This window comes from Micromonospora sp. WMMC241, from assembly GCF_027460165.1.
Taxonomy (GTDB): domain Bacteria; phylum Actinomycetota; class Actinomycetes; order Mycobacteriales; family Micromonosporaceae; genus Micromonospora; species Micromonospora humi.
Genome location: NZ_JAPZBF010000001.1, coordinates 594211 through 609865, shown reverse-complemented (window position 1 = coordinate 609865; position 15655 = coordinate 594211). Strand labels below are relative to the sequence as shown.

Here is a 15655-nt window from a genome sequence, read left to right as displayed (position 1 = left end):
TGTGCCCGGCTACATAAAACGAATCCGATGTTACCCGGCGCACACGTGGCCGGTAGACCATGACGCCCGCCCAGTTGCGAACAACTGAGCGGGCGCCACGAACATGCCTTACAGCTCGGTGACCGAGCCGCCGGCCGCGGTGATCTTCTCCTTGGCCGACGCGCTGAACGCGTGCGCCGACACCTGGAGGGAGACACCGCCGAGGTCGCCGGTGCCGAGCACCTTGACCGGGTGGCCCTTGCGGACCGCGCCGGACTCGACCAGCTCGACCGGGCCGACCTGGCCGCCGTTCGGGAAGAGCTCCGCCAGCCGGTCCAGGTTGACCACCTGGAACACGACCTTGAACTTGTTCTTGAAGCCCTTCATCTTCGGCAGGCGCATGTGGATGGGCATCTGCCCACCCTCGAACGCCGCCGAGATGTTCTTCCGGGCCTTCGAACCCTTGGTACCGCGACCGGCGGTCTTGCCCTTCGAGCCCTCACCGCGACCCACACGGGTCTTGTCGGTCTTGGCTCCGGGCGCCGGGCGCAGGTGGTGCACCTTGATCGTCATTACTCGACCTCCTCGACCTTCACGAGGTGGTTGACCGTGAAGATCATGCCACGGATCTCCGGCCGGTCCTCCTTGACCACCACGTCGTTGATCCGCTTGAGCCCGAGCGAACGCAGCGAGTCACGCTGGTTCTGCTTGCGCCCGATCCCGGACCGGACCTGGGTGACCTTCAGACGTGCCATCAGGACGCCACCCCCGCACGCGACGCCAGCATGGCGGCCGGCGCGACGTCCTCCACCGGCAGGCCACGACGCGCCGCGACCTGCTCGGGGGACTCGAGCCCCTTCAGGGCCGCCACGGTGGCGTGCACGATGTTGATCGGGTTGGACGAGCCGAGGCTCTTGGAGAGCACGTCGTGGATGCCCGCGCACTCCAGCACGGCACGCACCGGGCCACCGGCGATGACGCCCGTACCGGCCGAGGCCGGCTTGAGCAGCACCACACCGGCGGCGTCCTCGCCCGTGACCGGGTGCGGGATCGACTGACCGATCCGCGGCACCTTGAAGAAGTGCTTCTTGGCCTCCTCGACACCCTTGGCGATCGCCGCGGGCACCTCCTTGGCCTTTCCGTAGCCCACGCCGACGGTGCCGTCGCCGTCGCCCACGATCACGAGGGCGGTGAAGCTGAAGCGACGACCACCCTTCACGACCTTGGCGACGCGGTTGATCGCGACGACCCGCTCGAGGTGCGGGGTCTTCTCGACGGGCGCGTTTCCGCGGCCGCCCTCACGGCGGTTGTCGCGGCGACCACCCTCGTTGCCACCGGACCCGCCGCCACGGCGCTGTTGACCTGGCATCAGCAGCCTTCCTTCTCTCTCGTGACGGGGTTTCTAGAACTCGAGCCCGGCTTCGCGGGCGGCGTCGGCAAGCGCGGCGACCCGCCCCGCGTACCGGTTGCCACCGCGGTCGAAGACGACCTTCGAGACGCCGGCGGCCTTGGCACGCTCGGCGAGCAGGGCGCCGACCTTGCCGGCCAGGGCGCTCTTGTCGCCCTCGGAGCCGCGCAGCGAGGCGTCCATGGTCGAGGCCGACGCCAGGGTGTGACCCTTGGTGTCGTCGACGACCTGGGCGACCATGTGCCGCAGGGAACGGGTGACGACGAGGCGGGGACGCTCGCCGGTGCCGCTGACGTTCTTGCGGACCCGGAAGTGCCGACGCGCACGCCCGACGGCACGCTTGGCGGCAACGCCGCGGCGGCGCTTGAGCAGCGTGGCGCTCACTTCTTACCTGCCTTTCCAGCCTTGCGGCGGATGACCTCGCCCTGGTACTTCACGCCCTTGCCCTTGTAGGGCTCCGGCGGGCGGATCTTCCGGATGTTGGCGGCGATCTCGCCGACCTGCTGCTTGTCGATGCCGGCCACGTGGAACAGCGTGGGCCGCTCGACCGTGAAGGTGATGCCCTCCGGCGCCTGCACCACGACCGGGTGCGAGAACCCGAGCGCGAACTCCAGGTCCTTGCCCTTGGCGGTCACGCGGTAACCGGTGCCGGCGATCTCCAGGCTCTTGCGGTAGCCCTCGGTCACCCCGACGATCATGTTCGCCACCAGGGTACGGCTCAGGCCGTGCAGTTCCTTGGCCTTGCGCTCGTCGTTGGGCCGGTTCACGAGCAGCTCGCCGTTGTCGCTGCGCTCCGCCGTGATCGGCTCGGCCAGCACGTGGCTCAGCTCGCCCTTGGGGCCCTTGACCTTGACGGTCTGGCCGTCGATCGTGATGTCGACGCCGGATGGCACCGGGATCGACTTACGTCCAATACGCGACATTTCTACCAGTCTCCCGTTACCAGACGAAGGCGAGGACTTCCCCGCCAACACTCCGCTTGCGGGCCTGCCGGTCGGTGAGCAGCCCCTGGGACGTCGAAATGATCGCCACGCCCAGCCCGCCGAGCACCCGCGGGAGCCCGTCCGACTTGGCGTACACCCGGAGACCGGGCTTGGACACGCGCTTGATGCCGGCCAGGCTCCGCTCGCGGCTCTGGCCGTACTTCAGCTCGACGACCAGTCGCTTGCCGACGGCACCCTCCTCGGGGTCCTCGACCGACCAGGCGGCGATGTAACCCTCGGCCTTGAGGACCTCGGCGATGTTCGCCTTGATCTTCGAGTAGGGCATCGTCACCCGGTCGTGGTACGCCTGGTTGGCGTTACGCAGACGCGTGAGCATGTCTGCGATCGGGTCGGTCATCGTCATGAAAACTCGTCAACCTTTCTCGCCGGGGTTCCCCGGGCCAGGCCCGGGGCCTACGGCGAAGAGACAGTTCAGCTGACGCGCCGGAGCGCGCCTGGCTATTACCAGGAAGCCTTGGACACGCCGGGCAGCTCACCGCGGTGGGCCATCTCCCGGATGCACACCCGGCAGAGACCGAACTTGCGGTAGACCGCCTTCGGACGCCCGCACCGCTGGCAGCGGGTGTACGCGCGAACCGAGAACTTCGGCTTCGCGGCCGCCTTGAGGATCAGCGCCTTCTTGGCCATCTCAGTTCTCCTTGAACGGGAAGCCCAGGAGCTTGAGCAGCGCCCGGCCCTCGTCGTCGGTCGTGGCGGTCGTGACCACCGTGATGTCCATGCCCCGCTGGCGATCGATCTTGTCCTGGTCGATCTCGTGGAACACCGACTGCTCGGTCAGACCGAACGTGTAGTTGCCGTGCCCGTCGAGCTTGCGCCCGTCCAGACCGCGGAAGTCGCGGATACGCGGCAGCGCGATGGACAGCAGCCGGTCCAGGAACTCCCACATCCGGTCGCCCCGCAGGGTGACCTTCGCGCCGATCGGCATGCCCTCGCGGAGCTTGAACTGCGCGATGGACTTGGTGGCCCGCCGGACCAGCGGCTTCTGACCGGTGATCGTGGCCAGGTCGCGGACGGCGCCGTCGATCAGCTTGGCGTCCCGAGCGGCCTCGCCGACACCCATGTTGACCACGATCTTGACCAGACCGGGCACCTGCATGGGGTTGCCGTAGGCGTACTGCTCCTGCAGCTTCGCCACGACCTCGTTGCGGTACCGCTCCTTGAGACGCGGCAGGGTCTTCGTTTCGGTAGCCGTGGTCATCACAGGTCCTTACCGGTGCTACGCGCGATGCGGACCTTCTGGCCGTTGTCGTCGATCCGGTAGCCGACGCGGGTCGGCTTGCCGTCGGAGTCCACGACCATCACGTTCGAGACGTGGATCGGGGCTTCCTGGGTGACGATGCCACCGGTCTTGGCGCCACGCTGGGTGGTGCTGATGCGAGTGTGCTTCTTGACCCGGTTCACGCCCTCGACCAGGACCTTGTCCTGCCGCGGGTAGGCCGCGATGACCTTGCCCTTGGCACCCTTGTCCTTGCCGGCGATGACGACGACCGTGTCGCCCTTCTTGACCTTCACGGTCACAACACCTCCGGCGCGAGAGAGATGATCTTCATGAACCGCTTGTCCCGCAGCTCGCGGCCCACCGGGCCGAAGATGCGGGTGCCGCGCGGGTCCCCGCCGTCCTTGATGATGACGGCGGCGTTCTCGTCGAAGCGGATGTACGACCCGTCCGGCCGCCGCCTCTCCTTGGCGGTCCGAACGACGACGGCCTTGACGACGTCGCCCTTCTTCACGCCGGCACCGGGGATCGCGTCCTTGACCGTGGCCACGATGACGTCGCCGATGCTCGCGTAGCGCCGACCGGAGCCACCGAGAACCCGGATGCACAGGATCTCCCGGGCACCCGTGTTGTCGGCGACGCGCAGTCGCGACTCCTGCTGAATCACGTCTATCTCCTATGTCTGCCGGTTCTCCGGCCGCCGGGGGCGGCCGGAGCCTGGCGGAACCTGCGCCCGACCGATACCGGCCGAGCTCGAGCCTTCGCTACTTGGCCTTCTCGAGGATCTCCACGAGCCGCCACCGCTTGGTGGCGGAGAGCGGCCGGGTCTCCATAATCACGACCCGGTCACCGGTGCCGGCCGAGTTCTGCTCGTCGTGCACCTTCAGCTTGCGCGTACGGCGCATGATCTTGCCGTACAGCGCGTGCTTGACCCGGTCCTCGACCTCGACCACGACGGTCTTGTCCATCTTGTCGCTCACCACGAGGCCCTCACGGACCTTACGGCGGGCCCGCACGGTGGCGGTGGCGTTCTCGTCACTCATGATGCAGTCACCTCAGTCGGCGCGGTCGAGAGACCCAACTCACGCTCACGCATGATCGTGTAGATCCGGGCGATCTCCCGACGGATGACCTGCAGCCGCCGGTTGTTGTCCAGCTGCCCGGTCGCGCCCTGTACGCGGAGGTTGAACAGCTCCGCCTTCGCCTCACGCAGCTTCGTGACCAGCTCCTCCTCGGAGAGCTCACGCAGCTCGGAGGCCTTGACGCCCGCTGCCATCAGGATTCACCCACTTCGCGCGTAACAATGCGGCACTTCATCGGGAGCTTGTGGATCGCGCGACGCATCGCCTCTCGCGCGATCTGCTCGTTGGGGAAGGACATCTCGAAGAGGACCCGCCCCGGCTTCACGTTGGCGACCCACCACTCGGGAGAACCCTTACCGGAACCCATCCGGGTCTCGGCCGGCTTCTTGGTAAGCGCCTGGTCCGGGAAGATCGTGATCCAGACCTTGCCGCCACGCTTGATGTGACGGGTCATCGCGATACGTGCCGACTCGATCTGGCGGTTGGTCACGTACGCCGGCTCGAGAGCCTGGATCCCGAACTCGCCGAACACCACCCGGTTACCACCCTTGGACGCGCCACTGCGGTCCGGGTGGTGCGGCTTGCGGAAGCCCTTCGGGGGCTTGCGCGGCATCAGCATCTGTCAGCCCTCCTGCTGCTGTTCTGCCGGCTGGGTCGTAGCCGCGGCCGCGGCCACGGCTCCGGCGTCGACCGGCTCACCGGCCGGCGTCTCCGCCTGCTGCGCGATGGTGGTCGCGGCAGCCCGGCCGGCCTCGGTACCGCCGGCGGTCGTACCCGACGAGCCCGACCGGCCACGACGCGGCCGCTCCGGCCGGTCGCCACGGTCGCGGCGCGGGCCGCGCGACGGGGCGGTCTCGGCCGGGGTCTCGCGACCCGGGACGGCGTCGCCCTTGTAGATCCAGACCTTCACGCCGATCCGGCCGAAGGTGGTACGGGCCTCGAAGAAGCCGTACTCGATGTTGGCCCGCAGCGTGTGCAGCGGGACGCGGCCCTCGCGGTAGAACTCGGTCCGGCTCATCTCGGCGCCGCCGAGACGGCCCGAGACCTGAACCCGGATGCCCTTGCAGGCCGGGTTCTTCATCGCGGACTGCATCGACTTGCGCATGGCCCGACGGAAGCTGACCCGGCTGGACAGCTGCTCGGCGACGCCCTGGGCGACCAGCTGAGCGTCGGCCTCGGGGCTCTTCACCTCGATGATGTTCAGCTGGACCTGCTTGCCGGTGAGCTTCTCCAGCTCGCCGCGGATCCGGTCGGCCTCCGCACCCTTACGGCCGATGACGATGCCCGGCCGGGCGGTGTGGATGTCGACGCGGACCCGGTCCCGGGTGCGCTCGATGTCGACCTTGGAGATGCCGGCGCGCTCGAGGCCCTTGGACATCATCCGGCGGATCTTGACATCCTCGCCGATGTAGTCCTTGTAGAGCTTGTCCGCGAACCAGCGGGACTTCCAGTCGGTCGAGATGCCGAGCCGGAACCCAGTGGGGTGAACCTTCTGACCCATTACTCGGCACCCTCCGTCGTGCTCTGCGCCTGCGCCGGCTCGGCCTGCTTGGCCGGAGCGGCCTTCTTGGCCGACTTCCTCGGCGCGGCCGGAGCCACCGCCTCGACCGCCACGGTGATGTGGCACGTCCGCTTGCGGATCCGGTACGCCCGGCCCTGCGCCCGCGGCCGGAACCGCTTCATCGTCGGGCCCTCGTCGACGAACGCCTCGCTGACGAGCAGCGCGTCGGGGTCCAGCCGCTCGTTGTTCTCCGCGTTGGCGATCGCGCTAGCGAGCACCTTGTACACCTGCTCGCTCGCAGCCTGCGGCGCGAACTGCAGCACCGTGAGCGCCTCCTTCGCGGGCAGGCCGCGGACGAGGTTGACCACCCGGCGCGCCTTCATCGGCGAGATGCGCACGTGCCGCGCAACCGCCCGCGCGCCCGGAAGCACCGGAGCGTCGCCCTTTCCTGGCATCGCTGTAACCCCTTGTTCCTCTATCCGTATGCCCGCGGCGTCAGCGCCGGCGGCTCTTCCGGTCGTCCTTCTCGTGACCCTTGAACGTGCGGGTCAGCGCGAACTCGCCGAGCTTGTGCCCGACCATGGCCTCGGTCACGAAGACCGGGACGTGCTTGCGTCCGTCGTGCACGGCGATCGTGTGACCCAGCATCTCCGGGATGATCGTCGAGCGCCGCGACCAGGTCTTGATCACGTTCTTCGAGCCCTTGTCGTTCTGCGTCTCCACCTTCTTGAGCAGGTGGTCGTCGACGAACGGGCCCTTCTTCAGGCTGCGAGGCATGTCTTATCTCCCTCAGCCGCGCTTACGCGTGGCGTAACGGCGGCGGACGATCAGCCGGTCGCTCGGCTGGCCCTTACGACGGGTGCGGCCCTCGGGCTTACCCTGCGGGTTGACCGGGTGGCGACCACCGGAGGTCTTACCCTCACCACCACCGTGCGGGTGGTCGACCGGGTTCATGGCGACACCACGGACGGTCGGGCGCTTGCCCTTCCAGCGCATGCGGCCGGCCTTGCCCCAGTTGATGTTCGACTGGTCGGCGTTGCCGATCTCGCCGACGCTGGCGCGGCAGCGCACGTCGACCCGCCGGATCTCGCCGGACGGCATACGCAGGGTCGCGTACGCGCCCTCACGGCCGAGCAGCTGGATGCCGACGCCGGCCGAGCGGGCCAGCTTGGCGCCGCCGCCCGGACGCAGCTCCACGTTGTGGATGGTGGTACCCACCGGGATGTTGCGCAGCGGCAGGTTGTTGCCCGGCTTGATGTCGGCGCCCGGACCGGACTCGACGCGGTCGCCCTGCTTCAGGTCCTTCGGCGCGAGGATGTAGCGCTTCTCGCCGTCGGCGTAGTGCAGCAGCGCGATGCGCGCGGTGCGGTTCGGGTCGTACTCGATGTGGGCGACCTTCGCCGGCACGCCGTCCTTGTCGACCCGCTTGAAGTCGATCAGACGGTACTGCCGCTTGTGACCGCCACCGTGGTGCCGGGTGGTGATCCGGCCGTGGGCGTTGCGTCCGCCCTTCTTCGGCAGCGGAGCCAGCAGCGACTTCTCCGGCGTGGACCGGGTGATCTCGGCGAAGTCGGCGACGCTCGAACCGCGTCGGCCCGGCGTCGTCGGCTTGTACTTACGGATAGCCATTGTCTACACCCCTCAGCTGACCGGGCCGCCGAAGGCCTCGATACGGTCACCGTCAGCCAGCTTCACCATCGCGCGCTTGGTGTCCTTGCGCTTGCCGAACCCGGTGCGGGTCCGCTTGCGCTTGCCCTCGCGGTTGAGCGTGTTGACCGTCAGGACGCGGACGTTGAAGATCTGCTGGATAGCGATCTTGATCTCGGTCTTGTTCGCGTCCGGGTGCACCAGGAAGGTGTACCAGTTCCGGTTCAGCTCGCTGTAGCTCTTCTCCGAGACGACCGGCGCGACGATGACGTCACGCGGATCGGCGATCGTGCTCACTTGCCACCCTCCTCGGTGGTCTCGGCTGGCACGCCCAGGAACTCGTCCAGGGCCTCCTTGGTGAAGACCACGTCGTCGGCCACCAGCACGTCGTAGGTGTTGAGCTGGCCGGCCTCGATCAGGTGCACCCGGCTGTCCCGCGCGTTGCGCAGGTTCCGCAGCGACACCCAGTTCAGCTCGTCGGTGCTGCTCAGCACGACCAGGACCCGACGGGCGCTGGTCAGCTTGGTCAGCGTGGCCAGGGCCGCCTTGGTCGACGGCTGCTCGCCCGAGACGAACGCCTCGACGACGTGCACCTGGCCGGCGCGGGCCCGGTCGGAGAGGGCGCCACGCAGGGCGGCGGCCTTCATCTTCTTCGGGGTCCGCTGGCTGTAGTCGCGCGGCACCGGGCCGTGGACCACGCCACCGCCGGCGAACTGCGGCGCGCGGGTCGAGCCCTGGCGGGCACGACCGGTGCCCTTCTGCTTGTAGGGCTTCCGGCCACCGCCGGAGACCTCGCCGCGGCTCTTGGTCTTGTGCGTACCCTGCCGGGCCGCCGCGAGCTGAGCCACCACGACCTGGTGCATCAGCGCGATGTTCGCCTGCACGTCGAAGATGTCGGCCGGCAGCTCGACGGAGCCGCTCTTGCCGCCTTCGACGTTGAGGACGTCAACGGTGGTCACTTGGCCACACCGCCCTTCTTCACCTTCGCCTTGGCCGCGGTGCGGACCAGGACCAGCGCGCCCTTCGGGCCAGGGATGGCACCGCGGACGAGCAGGAGGTTGTTCTCGGTGTCGACCGCCTGGACGGTCAGGTTCTGGACGGTGTAGCGCACGCCACCCATCCGGCCCGCCATCCGGGTGCCCTTGAAGACGCGACCCGGGGTCGCGCAGGCGCCGATCGAGCCGGGCGAGCGGTGCTTGCGCTCGACACCGTGGCTGGCGCGCAGACCGTGGAAGCCGTGCCGCTTCATCGGGCCGGCGTAGCCCTTGCCCTTGGTCTTGCCGGTCACGTCGATCACGGCGCCGACCGGGAACTCGCCGACGGTGACCTCCTGGCCCGGCGCGTAGTCCGCGGCGTCGGCGGTGCGCAGCTCGACGATGTGCCGGCGCGGCGCGACGTCCGCCTTGGCGTAGTGCCCGGCGACCGGCTTCTTGACCTTGCGCGGGTCGATGGCTCCGTAGGCGAGCTGAACGGCGGAGTAGCCGTCCTTGTCGGCGCTACGGACCTGGCTCACGACGCACGGGCCGGCCTCGACCACGGTCACGGGGACAACCTTGTTGTTGTCCCAGACCTGGGTCATGCCGAGCTTGGCGCCCAGGATCCCCTTGACTTGCCTGTCCATTTGATCGATCCCTACAGCTTGATCTCGATGTCGACGCCAGCCGGCAGGTCGAGGCGCATGAGCGAGTCGACCGTCTTCGGGGTCGGGTCGATGATGTCGATCAGACGCTTGTGCGTGCGCATCTCGAAGTGCTCGCGCGAGTCCTTGTACTTGTGCGGCGAGCGGATGACGCAGAAACGGTTGATCTCCGTGGGCAGCGGCACCGGGCCCGCGACCTGCGCCCCGGTACGCGTCACCGTCTCGACGATCTTCCGAGCCGACGAGTCGACGACCTCGTGGTCATAGGCCTTGAGCCGGATGCGGATCTTCTGTCCCGCCATGGTGGCTTCTGTTCCTTCTCTCGATGCCGCTGTCTTGCGGGCACCTGTACCGGCTGGTGCAGGCCCCACTTCGCCGACCCCCGCGGTCGGGCGTGTCGCGCCCGTGGACCAGGCTCCGCCCCGAGGCTCCGGAGCGATTCTCTGACCGCGCGGTGGGTCATGACGCCGATCGCGGATACCGCGACCTGGACGCCGCGCGAGGGTGGTTGACCGCCGATGGCGATCAACCACCCCACGCGAAACGATCTGACTCCCGGAGGTCCAGCCTCAACCGGACGCAGGTGACCGACCGTCGTTACGCAACCTGACTAGTATGCCGCACGACCGGCGGCAACGCTAATCGGGGTTACCCAGCTCACTTGATGATCTTGGTGACGCGACCCGCGCCGACCGTACGACCACCCTCGCGAATCGCGAACTTCAGGTTGTCCTCCATGGCGATGGGCTGGATCAGCTTCACCGACATCGAGGTGTTGTCGCCCGGCATGACCATCTCGGTGCCCTCGGGCAGCGTGACGACGCCGGTGACGTCCGTGGTCCGGAAGTAGAACTGCGGACGGTAGTTCTGGAAGAACGGGGTGTGGCGGCCACCCTCCTCCTTGGAGAGGATGTAGACCGTCGCCTCGAACTCCGTGTGCGGGGTCGTGGTGCCCGGCTTGATGACGACCATGCCGCGCTCGACGTCCTCGCGCTTGGTGCCACGCAGCAGCAGGCCGACGTTCTCGCCTGCGCGGGCGTCGTCCAGGGTCTTCCGGAACATCTCGATCGCGGTGACCTTGGTCTTGAAGCCCTTCTCGCGGATGCCGACGACCTCGACGTCCTCGTTCGGGAGCAGCACGCCACGCTCGACACGACCGGTGACGACGGTGCCACGACCGGTGATCGTGAACACGTCCTCGACGGGCATGAGGAACGGCTTCTCGGTCTCGCGCTCCGGCTGCGGGATCGCGGTGTCGACCGCGCTCATCAGCTCCAGCAGCTTCTCGGTCCAGACCGGGTCGCCCTCGAGCGCCTTCAGCGCGGAGACCTGGACGACCGGCAGGTCGTCACCCGGGTACTCCTGCGAGGAGAGCAGCTCGCGGACCTCGAGCTCGACGAGCTCCAGGAGCTCCTCGTCGTCGACCATGTCGCTCTTGTTGAGCGCCACGACGATGTACGGCACACCGACCTGACGGGCCAGCAGCACGTGCTCGCGGGTCTGCGGCATCGGGCCGTCGGTCGCCGCCACCACCAGGATCGCGCCGTCCATCTGCGCGGCACCGGTGATCATGTTCTTGATGTAGTCGGCGTGACCGGGGCAGTCGACGTGCGCGTAGTGACGCGCCTCGGTCTGGTACTCGACGTGCGCGATCGAGATCGTGATGCCGCGGGCCTTCTCCTCCGGCGCCTTGTCGATCTCGTCGAACGGCGTGTACGGGTTCAGGTCCGGGTACTGGTCGTGCAGGACCTTCGTGATGGCCGCCGTCAGCGTCGTCTTACCGTGGTCGATGTGACCAATGGTGCCGATGTTGACGTGCGGCTTAGTCCGCTCGAACTTCGCCTTCGCCACTGGTGTCCTCCTGGTGGACTTTCTTGGTTCGTTCGCCCCGGTGCGCCGGTCGGCGCGTAGGACTCTGTCGACAGCCTTTCCGGCCTGACGGCCGGATAGCCTTTGTGGGTTCTGCGGCGATGAAGCCTACAGGCCCGGATTCACACAACCCGACCGAGGTGGCCGCGGGCGGGATATCCCTCCCGCGGCCGGCCCCGGATCACCGGGTCAGCTACGGGTGAGCGTCACTCACCCGTCGCCTTGGCGATGATCTCCTTCGCCACGCTCTGCGGCACTTCGGCGTAGGAGTCGAACTGCATGCTGTAGCTAGCCCGGCCCTGGGTCTTCGACCGCAGGTCGCCGACGTAGCCGAACATCTCCGACAGCGGCACCAGAGCCCGGACGACGCGAGCGCCGCTGCGCTCCTCCATCGCCTGGATGATGCCCCGACGGGAGTTGAGGTCGCCGATGACGTCACCCATGTTCTCCTCAGGAGTGGTGACCTCAACAGCCATCATCGGCTCGAGCAGTGCGGGGTCGGCCTTGCGGGCCGCCTCCTTCATCACCATCGAGCCGGCGATCTTGAATGCCATCTCCGACGAGTCGACCTCGTGGTACTGGCCGTCCAGCAGCGTCAGCTTGACACCCACCAGCGGGAAGCCGGCGAGAATGCCGTACTGCATGGCGTCCTGGGCGCCGGCGTCCACCGACGGGATGAACTCCCGGGGGATGCGGCCACCGGTGACGGCGTTCGCGAACTCGTAGGTCGGCGAGTCGTTGCCCATGGGCAGCGGCTCGACGCTCACGATGACGCGGGCGTACTGGCCGGAGCCACCGGTCTGCTTCTTGTGGGTGTACTCGATCTTCTCCACCTTGCGGCGGATGGTCTCGCGGTACGCCACCTGCGGCTTACCGATGTTCGCCTCGACGTTGAACTCGCGGCGCATCCGGTCGACCAGGATGTCCAGGTGCAGCTCGCCCATGCCGGAGATGACCGTCTGACCGGTCTGGTCGTCCAGCTTGACGCGGAAGGTCGGGTCCTCCTCGGCCAGCCGCTGGATGGCGGTGCTGAGCTTCTCCTGGTCGGCCTTGGTCTTCGGCTCGATCGCGACCTCGATGACCGGCTCCGGGAAGGTCATCGACTCCAGGATGACCGGGTTCGCCGAGTCGCAGAGCGTGTCGCCGGTGGTGGTCTGCTTCAGACCCTGCACCGCGATGATGTCGCCGGCCTGGGCCGAGCCACGCTCTTCCCGCTTGTTGGCGTGCATCTGGTAGATCTTGCCGATGCGCTCCTTGCGGTCCTTGGTGGAGTTGACCACCTGGGTGCCGGTCTCGACCACACCGGAGTAGACCCGGACGTAGGTGAGCTTGCCGAGGTGCTTGTCGGTCTGGATCTTGAACGCCAGGCCGGAGAACGGCTCCGACTTCGACGGCTTCCGCAGCATCGGCGTCTCGCCGTCGGTGGCCGTACCCTCGATCGCCGGAACGTCCAGCGGCGACGGCAGGAAGTCGATGACGGCGTCGAGCATGGGCTGCACGCCCTTGTTCTTGAACGCCGAACCGCAGAGCACCGGGTTGGCCTTGCCCGCGATGGTGGCACGACGGATGGCGGCCTTGATCTCCTCGACGGAGATCTCCTCGCCCTCCAGGTACTTCTCCATCACCGCGTCGTCGACGTCGGCCAGGGTCTCCATCAGCTTCTCGCGCCACTCGGCCGCGGAGTCGGCCAGCTCGGCCGGGATCTCCTCGATCGCGTAGTCCTCACCCTTCTGGGTCTCCCCGCGCCAGGTGAGGGCGCGCATGCCGATCAGGTCGACGACGCCGATGTGGTCGCCCTCGAGACCGATCGGGATCTGGAGCACCAGCGGGGTGGCGTTGAGCCGGTCGATCATCATCTGCACGCAGCGGAAGAAGTCGGCGCCGGTCCGGTCGAGCTTGTTGACGAAGCACATCCGGGGGACGTTGTACTTGTCCGCCTGGCGCCAGACGTTCTCCGTCTGGGGCTCCACACCGGCCACGCCGTCGTACACCGCGACCGCACCGTCCAGAACACGCAACGACCGCTCCACCTCGACCGTGAAGTCGACGTGGCCGGGCGTGTCGATGATCTGGATCGTGTGGCCCTTCCACTCGCACTTCGTGGCGGCGGAAGTGATCGTGATACCGCGCTCCTGCTCCTGCTCCATCCAGTCCATGACGGCGGCGCCCTCGTGGACCTCGCCGATCTTGTACGTGATGCCGGTGTAGAAGAGGATTCGCTCGGTGGTCGTGGTCTTACCGGCATCGATGTGCGCCATGATGCCGATGTTGCGTACGTTGGCGAGCGCGTCTGCGGCGGCCACTTCAATCCCTACTTATCGTCGTCTCGACACAACTGGTGGTTGGTTCCGGCGCCTGGTGGGCGCCGGAACCTCAGGTGTTACCAGCGGTAGTGCGCGAAGGCCTTGTTGGACTCGGCCATCTTGTGCGTGTCCTCGCGCCGCTTGACGGCGGCACCGAGGCCGTTGCTCGCGTCCAGCAGCTCGTTCATCAGCCGCTCGATCATGGTCTTCTCGCGGCGCGCCCGGGAGTAGGTCACCAGCCAGCGCAGACCGAGCGTGGTCGCGCGGGCCGGCCGGACCTCGACCGGAACCTGGTAGGTGGCGCCACCGACCCGGCGGCTGCGGACCTCGAGCGTCGGCTTCACGTTGTCCATCGCCCGCTTGAGCGTGACGACGGGGTCGGTGCCGGACTTCTCGCGGCAGCCCTCCAGGGCGGCGTACACGATGCGCTCGGCGAGCTGACGCTTGCCGCGCAGCAGGATCTTGTTCACCAGCTGGGTGACCAGCGGCGAGTTGTACACCGGGTCAGCGACCAGCGGATTCCGCGGAGCGGGTCCCTTACGCGGCATGTCAGCTCTTCTCCTTCTTCGCGCCGTAACGGCTGCGAGCCTGCTTGCGGTTGCGGACACCCTGGGTGTCCAGCGAGCCGCGCACGATCTTGTACCGCACGCCGGGGAGGTCCTTCACACGGCCGCCACGCACGAGCACGATCGAGTGCTCCTGCAGGTTGTGGCCGACGCCCGGGATGTAGGCGGTCACCTCGATCTGGCTGCTGAGCTTGACACGAGCGACCTTGCGCAGCGCCGAGTTCGGCTTCTTCGGGGTGGTGGTGTACACGCGGGTGCACACGCCGCGCCGCTGGGGAGACCCCTTGAGCGCCGGGGTCTTGGTCTTGGTCGTCTTGGCCTGTCGGCCCTTCCGGACCAGCTGCTGAATGGTGGGCACCGGGTTTCTCCGCTCCCTTCGGCCGCTGCGAGGCGACCGCGCCGTCTGCTCTAGCCGGCCTGATGGACGGCTCTCCTACATTCCAGCCGGGGCCACCTGACGGGGGTCCCAGCACCCGCGGTCGGGCGTGTCGCCCGAGTCACGGCCCGGCAGCGTCGCTTGCGCGTCGTACCGGATCTTTGGTCTTCGTGTGCGACCGCGCGATCACCGGGTGACCGGCTCCAGCGCACGCACGCATTGCCCGGGCTGGCCCGGGCGCAAGGGGAAAGAGTACCTATCACAGCCGCGCCGGTCAAAACGGATCGGCTCGGGAGGACCGCGTCGCAGCCCCGCCGACCGGCTTCCGGATCGCCGGCGCGCCCTCGATGGGCACCTACGTCGTCAAGTGTACCGGCTCGTCCCGGGCCCGACCCGGCGGCCCCGGCCCACCCAGACCCGGCCATTCCGGTCACAACCGGCCATCGACCCGAGCGGGCTCAGGTGATCTGCACCACCAACGCGATTCCCAACCCGATCACGCTCAACACCAGCCCCACCGCGCCGCAGCTGAGCCCGGCCACCGCCAGGCCGGCCCCGGTGAACCGGACCGCCGGCGGCGGCGCCGGACGCCGGATCTGCCGGCGGGCGAACAGCCAGGCCACGATCGCTCCGACGCCGGCGAGCGCGCCGAGCACGGTGAAGGCCCCGGCCGCCCAGGCGCCACCGTAGTCGGGACCGGCGACGCCGAAGCAGAAGACCAGCAGCGACACCAGGATCGAGCCGATCCCGGTGACCAGCGAGCCGATCGCCAGGCCGGAGGTGACCGGCGGCACGTCGAGGTGGACCACCCCGAACGGCGTGCCCGGCACCGCGTCGACCCGCTTCGGCGGCCGGGGCGCCTCCCGCGGGGGCGGCGGGAACGCCGGCGGTCCGCCCGCCGGACCCCACCCACCGCCGTGGGCCGGCCCGCTCCCCGGGTACGCCCCGAGCGCCGGCCCGGAACCGCCGTACCCGCCCTGCCCCGGGTGGTACGGCGAGCCGTGCGCTCCGGACGGGTACGGCCCACCGGATCCCGGGCCGGGCGCGCTCGACGAATACGGCCCT

26 protein-coding genes are annotated in these 15655 nt (G+C 68.3%); all 26 read right to left on the bottom strand.

Translation table 11 applies throughout. The features are described from left to right. Positions 1–108 precede the first annotated feature (108 nt). A complete protein-coding gene (gene rplO, locus O7598_RS03030; RefSeq protein WP_091065821.1) occupies positions 109–552 on the bottom strand; it encodes a 50S ribosomal protein L15 in 444 nt (147 codons plus the stop codon). Next, positions 552–734, bottom strand: a complete 183-nt coding sequence (gene rpmD / locus O7598_RS03025) for a 50S ribosomal protein L30 (RefSeq protein ID WP_091065818.1) — start codon at positions 732–734, stop codon at positions 552–554. The genes rplO and rpmD overlap by 1 nt, the downstream gene beginning before the upstream one ends. Then, positions 734–1348 (bottom strand): 30S ribosomal protein S5, encoded by a 615-nt coding sequence (rpsE, locus tag O7598_RS03020; RefSeq protein WP_013288621.1) that lies wholly within the window; start codon positions 1346–1348, stop codon positions 734–736. The genes rpmD and rpsE overlap by 1 nt, the downstream gene beginning before the upstream one ends. Before the next feature lie 33 nt (positions 1349–1381). Then, positions 1382–1771 (bottom strand): 50S ribosomal protein L18, encoded by a 390-nt coding sequence (gene rplR / locus O7598_RS03015; RefSeq protein WP_091065815.1) that lies wholly within the window; start codon positions 1769–1771, stop codon positions 1382–1384. Further along, on the bottom strand, positions 1768–2310 hold the full coding sequence (gene rplF / locus O7598_RS03010; protein WP_269689909.1) for a 50S ribosomal protein L6: 543 nt from the start codon (positions 2308–2310) through the stop codon (positions 1768–1770). Before rplF ends, rplR begins: the two co-directional genes overlap by 4 nt. 16 nt (positions 2311–2326) lie before the next feature. After that, the gene (rpsH, locus tag O7598_RS03005) at positions 2327–2734 is read right to left on the bottom strand and encodes a 30S ribosomal protein S8 (RefSeq protein WP_091065808.1); all 408 of its coding nucleotides are present in this window, start codon (positions 2732–2734) and stop codon (positions 2327–2329) included. A 98-nt stretch (positions 2735–2832) separates the two neighbouring features. Continuing rightward, positions 2833–3018 (bottom strand): type Z 30S ribosomal protein S14, encoded by a 186-nt coding sequence (locus O7598_RS03000; RefSeq protein WP_007073023.1) that lies wholly within the window; start codon positions 3016–3018, stop codon positions 2833–2835. Position 3019: 1 nt separating this feature from the next. Continuing rightward, positions 3020–3589: a 50S ribosomal protein L5 gene (gene rplE, locus O7598_RS02995; RefSeq protein ID WP_091065804.1), complete on the bottom strand. Its 570-nt coding sequence runs from the start codon at positions 3587–3589 to the stop codon at positions 3020–3022. After that, positions 3589–3909, bottom strand: coding sequence for a 50S ribosomal protein L24 (gene rplX, locus O7598_RS02990; protein WP_018217055.1), 321 nt, complete (start codon positions 3907–3909; stop codon positions 3589–3591). Before rplX ends, rplE begins: the two co-directional genes overlap by 1 nt. Further along, positions 3906–4274 carry a 50S ribosomal protein L14 gene (rplN, locus tag O7598_RS02985; protein ID WP_007465279.1) on the bottom strand — a complete coding sequence of 123 codons (369 nt, stop codon included), beginning with the start codon at positions 4272–4274 and terminating at the stop codon, positions 3906–3908. Before rplN ends, rplX begins: the two co-directional genes overlap by 4 nt. Before the next feature lie 97 nt (positions 4275–4371). Continuing rightward, entirely contained in the window at positions 4372–4650 is a 279-nt protein-coding gene (rpsQ, locus tag O7598_RS02980) for a 30S ribosomal protein S17 (RefSeq protein WP_269689908.1), read from the bottom strand. After that, positions 4647–4883 (bottom strand): 50S ribosomal protein L29, encoded by a 237-nt coding sequence (rpmC, locus tag O7598_RS02975; RefSeq protein ID WP_091065796.1) that lies wholly within the window; start codon positions 4881–4883, stop codon positions 4647–4649. Before rpmC ends, rpsQ begins: the two co-directional genes overlap by 4 nt. Further along, positions 4883–5308, bottom strand: coding sequence for a 50S ribosomal protein L16 (gene rplP, locus O7598_RS02970; RefSeq protein WP_007465292.1), 426 nt, complete (start codon positions 5306–5308; stop codon positions 4883–4885). The genes rpmC and rplP overlap by 1 nt, the downstream gene beginning before the upstream one ends. A gap of 3 nt (positions 5309–5311) precedes the next feature. After that, positions 5312–6190 carry a 30S ribosomal protein S3 gene (gene rpsC, locus O7598_RS02965; RefSeq protein ID WP_269689907.1) on the bottom strand — a complete coding sequence of 293 codons (879 nt, stop codon included), beginning with the start codon at positions 6188–6190 and terminating at the stop codon, positions 5312–5314. Next, complete coding sequence (gene rplV / locus O7598_RS02960) at positions 6190–6645, bottom strand: 50S ribosomal protein L22 (RefSeq protein WP_091065791.1); 456 nt, start codon at positions 6643–6645, stop codon at positions 6190–6192. Before rplV ends, rpsC begins: the two co-directional genes overlap by 1 nt. 40 nt (positions 6646–6685) lie before the next feature. After that, a complete protein-coding gene (gene rpsS, locus O7598_RS02955; RefSeq protein ID WP_007073032.1) occupies positions 6686–6967 on the bottom strand; it encodes a 30S ribosomal protein S19 in 282 nt (93 codons plus the stop codon). Positions 6968–6979: 12 nt separating this feature from the next. Continuing rightward, positions 6980–7819, bottom strand: coding sequence for a 50S ribosomal protein L2 (gene rplB, locus O7598_RS02950; protein WP_091065788.1), 840 nt, complete (start codon positions 7817–7819; stop codon positions 6980–6982). Between the two features lie 12 nt (positions 7820–7831). Beyond that, on the bottom strand, positions 7832–8134 hold the full coding sequence (gene rplW / locus O7598_RS02945) for a 50S ribosomal protein L23 (protein WP_013288632.1): 303 nt from the start codon (positions 8132–8134) through the stop codon (positions 7832–7834). Next, positions 8131–8796, bottom strand: a complete 666-nt coding sequence (gene rplD, locus O7598_RS02940) for a 50S ribosomal protein L4 (RefSeq protein ID WP_269689905.1) — start codon at positions 8794–8796, stop codon at positions 8131–8133. The genes rplW and rplD overlap by 4 nt, the downstream gene beginning before the upstream one ends. Further along, positions 8793–9458, bottom strand: coding sequence for a 50S ribosomal protein L3 (rplC, locus tag O7598_RS02935; protein WP_091065776.1), 666 nt, complete (start codon positions 9456–9458; stop codon positions 8793–8795). Before rplC ends, rplD begins: the two co-directional genes overlap by 4 nt. 11 nt (positions 9459–9469) lie before the next feature. Beyond that, on the bottom strand, positions 9470–9778 hold the full coding sequence (rpsJ, locus tag O7598_RS02930; protein WP_007073037.1) for a 30S ribosomal protein S10: 309 nt from the start codon (positions 9776–9778) through the stop codon (positions 9470–9472). 355 nt (positions 9779–10133) lie between these two features. Next, entirely contained in the window at positions 10134–11327 is a 1194-nt protein-coding gene (gene tuf, locus O7598_RS02925) for an elongation factor Tu (RefSeq protein ID WP_091426406.1), read from the bottom strand. A gap of 224 nt (positions 11328–11551) precedes the next feature. Next, positions 11552–13648, bottom strand: coding sequence for an elongation factor G (fusA, locus tag O7598_RS02920; protein WP_091065770.1), 2097 nt, complete (start codon positions 13646–13648; stop codon positions 11552–11554). A 77-nt stretch (positions 13649–13725) separates the two neighbouring features. Then, the gene (rpsG, locus tag O7598_RS02915) at positions 13726–14196 is read right to left on the bottom strand and encodes a 30S ribosomal protein S7 (protein WP_091065767.1); all 471 of its coding nucleotides are present in this window, start codon (positions 14194–14196) and stop codon (positions 13726–13728) included. 1 nt (position 14197) lies between these two features. Continuing rightward, entirely contained in the window at positions 14198–14572 is a 375-nt protein-coding gene (gene rpsL, locus O7598_RS02910) for a 30S ribosomal protein S12 (RefSeq protein ID WP_007465318.1), read from the bottom strand. A gap of 476 nt (positions 14573–15048) precedes the next feature. Continuing rightward, a complete protein-coding gene (locus O7598_RS02905) occupies positions 15049–15420 on the bottom strand; it encodes a hypothetical protein (RefSeq protein ID WP_269689903.1) in 372 nt (123 codons plus the stop codon). Positions 15421–15655: the final 235 nt, after the last annotated feature.

What these genes read in the sequence shown, in the direction of transcription:
- rplB (WP_091065788.1), bottom strand. Translation starts at nt 7,819, where the DNA reads ATGGCTATCCGTAAGTACAAGCCGACGACGCCGGGCCGACGCGGTTCG.
- rpsS (WP_007073032.1), bottom strand. Translation starts at nt 6,967, where the DNA reads ATGCCTCGCAGCCTGAAGAAGGGCCCGTTCGTCGACGACCACCTGCTC.
- rplE (WP_091065804.1), bottom strand. Translation starts at nt 3,589, where the DNA reads ATGACCACGGCTACCGAAACGAAGACCCTGCCGCGTCTCAAGGAGCGG.
- rplC (WP_091065776.1), bottom strand. Translation starts at nt 9,458, where the DNA reads ATGGACAGGCAAGTCAAGGGGATCCTGGGCGCCAAGCTCGGCATGACC.
- O7598_RS03000 (WP_007073023.1), bottom strand. Translation starts at nt 3,018, where the DNA reads ATGGCCAAGAAGGCGCTGATCCTCAAGGCGGCCGCGAAGCCGAAGTTC.
- rpmD (WP_091065818.1), bottom strand. Translation starts at nt 734, where the DNA reads ATGGCACGTCTGAAGGTCACCCAGGTCCGGTCCGGGATCGGGCGCAAG.
- rpsG (WP_091065767.1), bottom strand. Translation starts at nt 14,196, where the DNA reads ATGCCGCGTAAGGGACCCGCTCCGCGGAATCCGCTGGTCGCTGACCCG.
- rplO (WP_091065821.1), bottom strand. Translation starts at nt 552, where the DNA reads ATGACGATCAAGGTGCACCACCTGCGCCCGGCGCCCGGAGCCAAGACC.
- rplP (WP_007465292.1), bottom strand. Translation starts at nt 5,308, where the DNA reads ATGCTGATGCCGCGCAAGCCCCCGAAGGGCTTCCGCAAGCCGCACCAC.
- rpsH (WP_091065808.1), bottom strand. Translation starts at nt 2,734, where the DNA reads ATGACGATGACCGACCCGATCGCAGACATGCTCACGCGTCTGCGTAAC.
- rplV (WP_091065791.1), bottom strand. Translation starts at nt 6,645, where the DNA reads ATGCCAGGAAAGGGCGACGCTCCGGTGCTTCCGGGCGCGCGGGCGGTT.
- rpsJ (WP_007073037.1), bottom strand. Translation starts at nt 9,778, where the DNA reads ATGGCGGGACAGAAGATCCGCATCCGGCTCAAGGCCTATGACCACGAG.
- rpmC (WP_091065796.1), bottom strand. Translation starts at nt 4,883, where the DNA reads ATGGCAGCGGGCGTCAAGGCCTCCGAGCTGCGTGAGCTCTCCGAGGAG.
- rpsC (WP_269689907.1), bottom strand. Translation starts at nt 6,190, where the DNA reads ATGGGTCAGAAGGTTCACCCCACTGGGTTCCGGCTCGGCATCTCGACC.
- rplF (WP_269689909.1), bottom strand. Translation starts at nt 2,310, where the DNA reads ATGTCGCGTATTGGACGTAAGTCGATCCCGGTGCCATCCGGCGTCGAC.
- rpsE (WP_013288621.1), bottom strand. Translation starts at nt 1,348, where the DNA reads ATGCCAGGTCAACAGCGCCGTGGCGGCGGGTCCGGTGGCAACGAGGGT.
- rpsQ (WP_269689908.1), bottom strand. Translation starts at nt 4,650, where the DNA reads ATGAGTGACGAGAACGCCACCGCCACCGTGCGGGCCCGCCGTAAGGTC.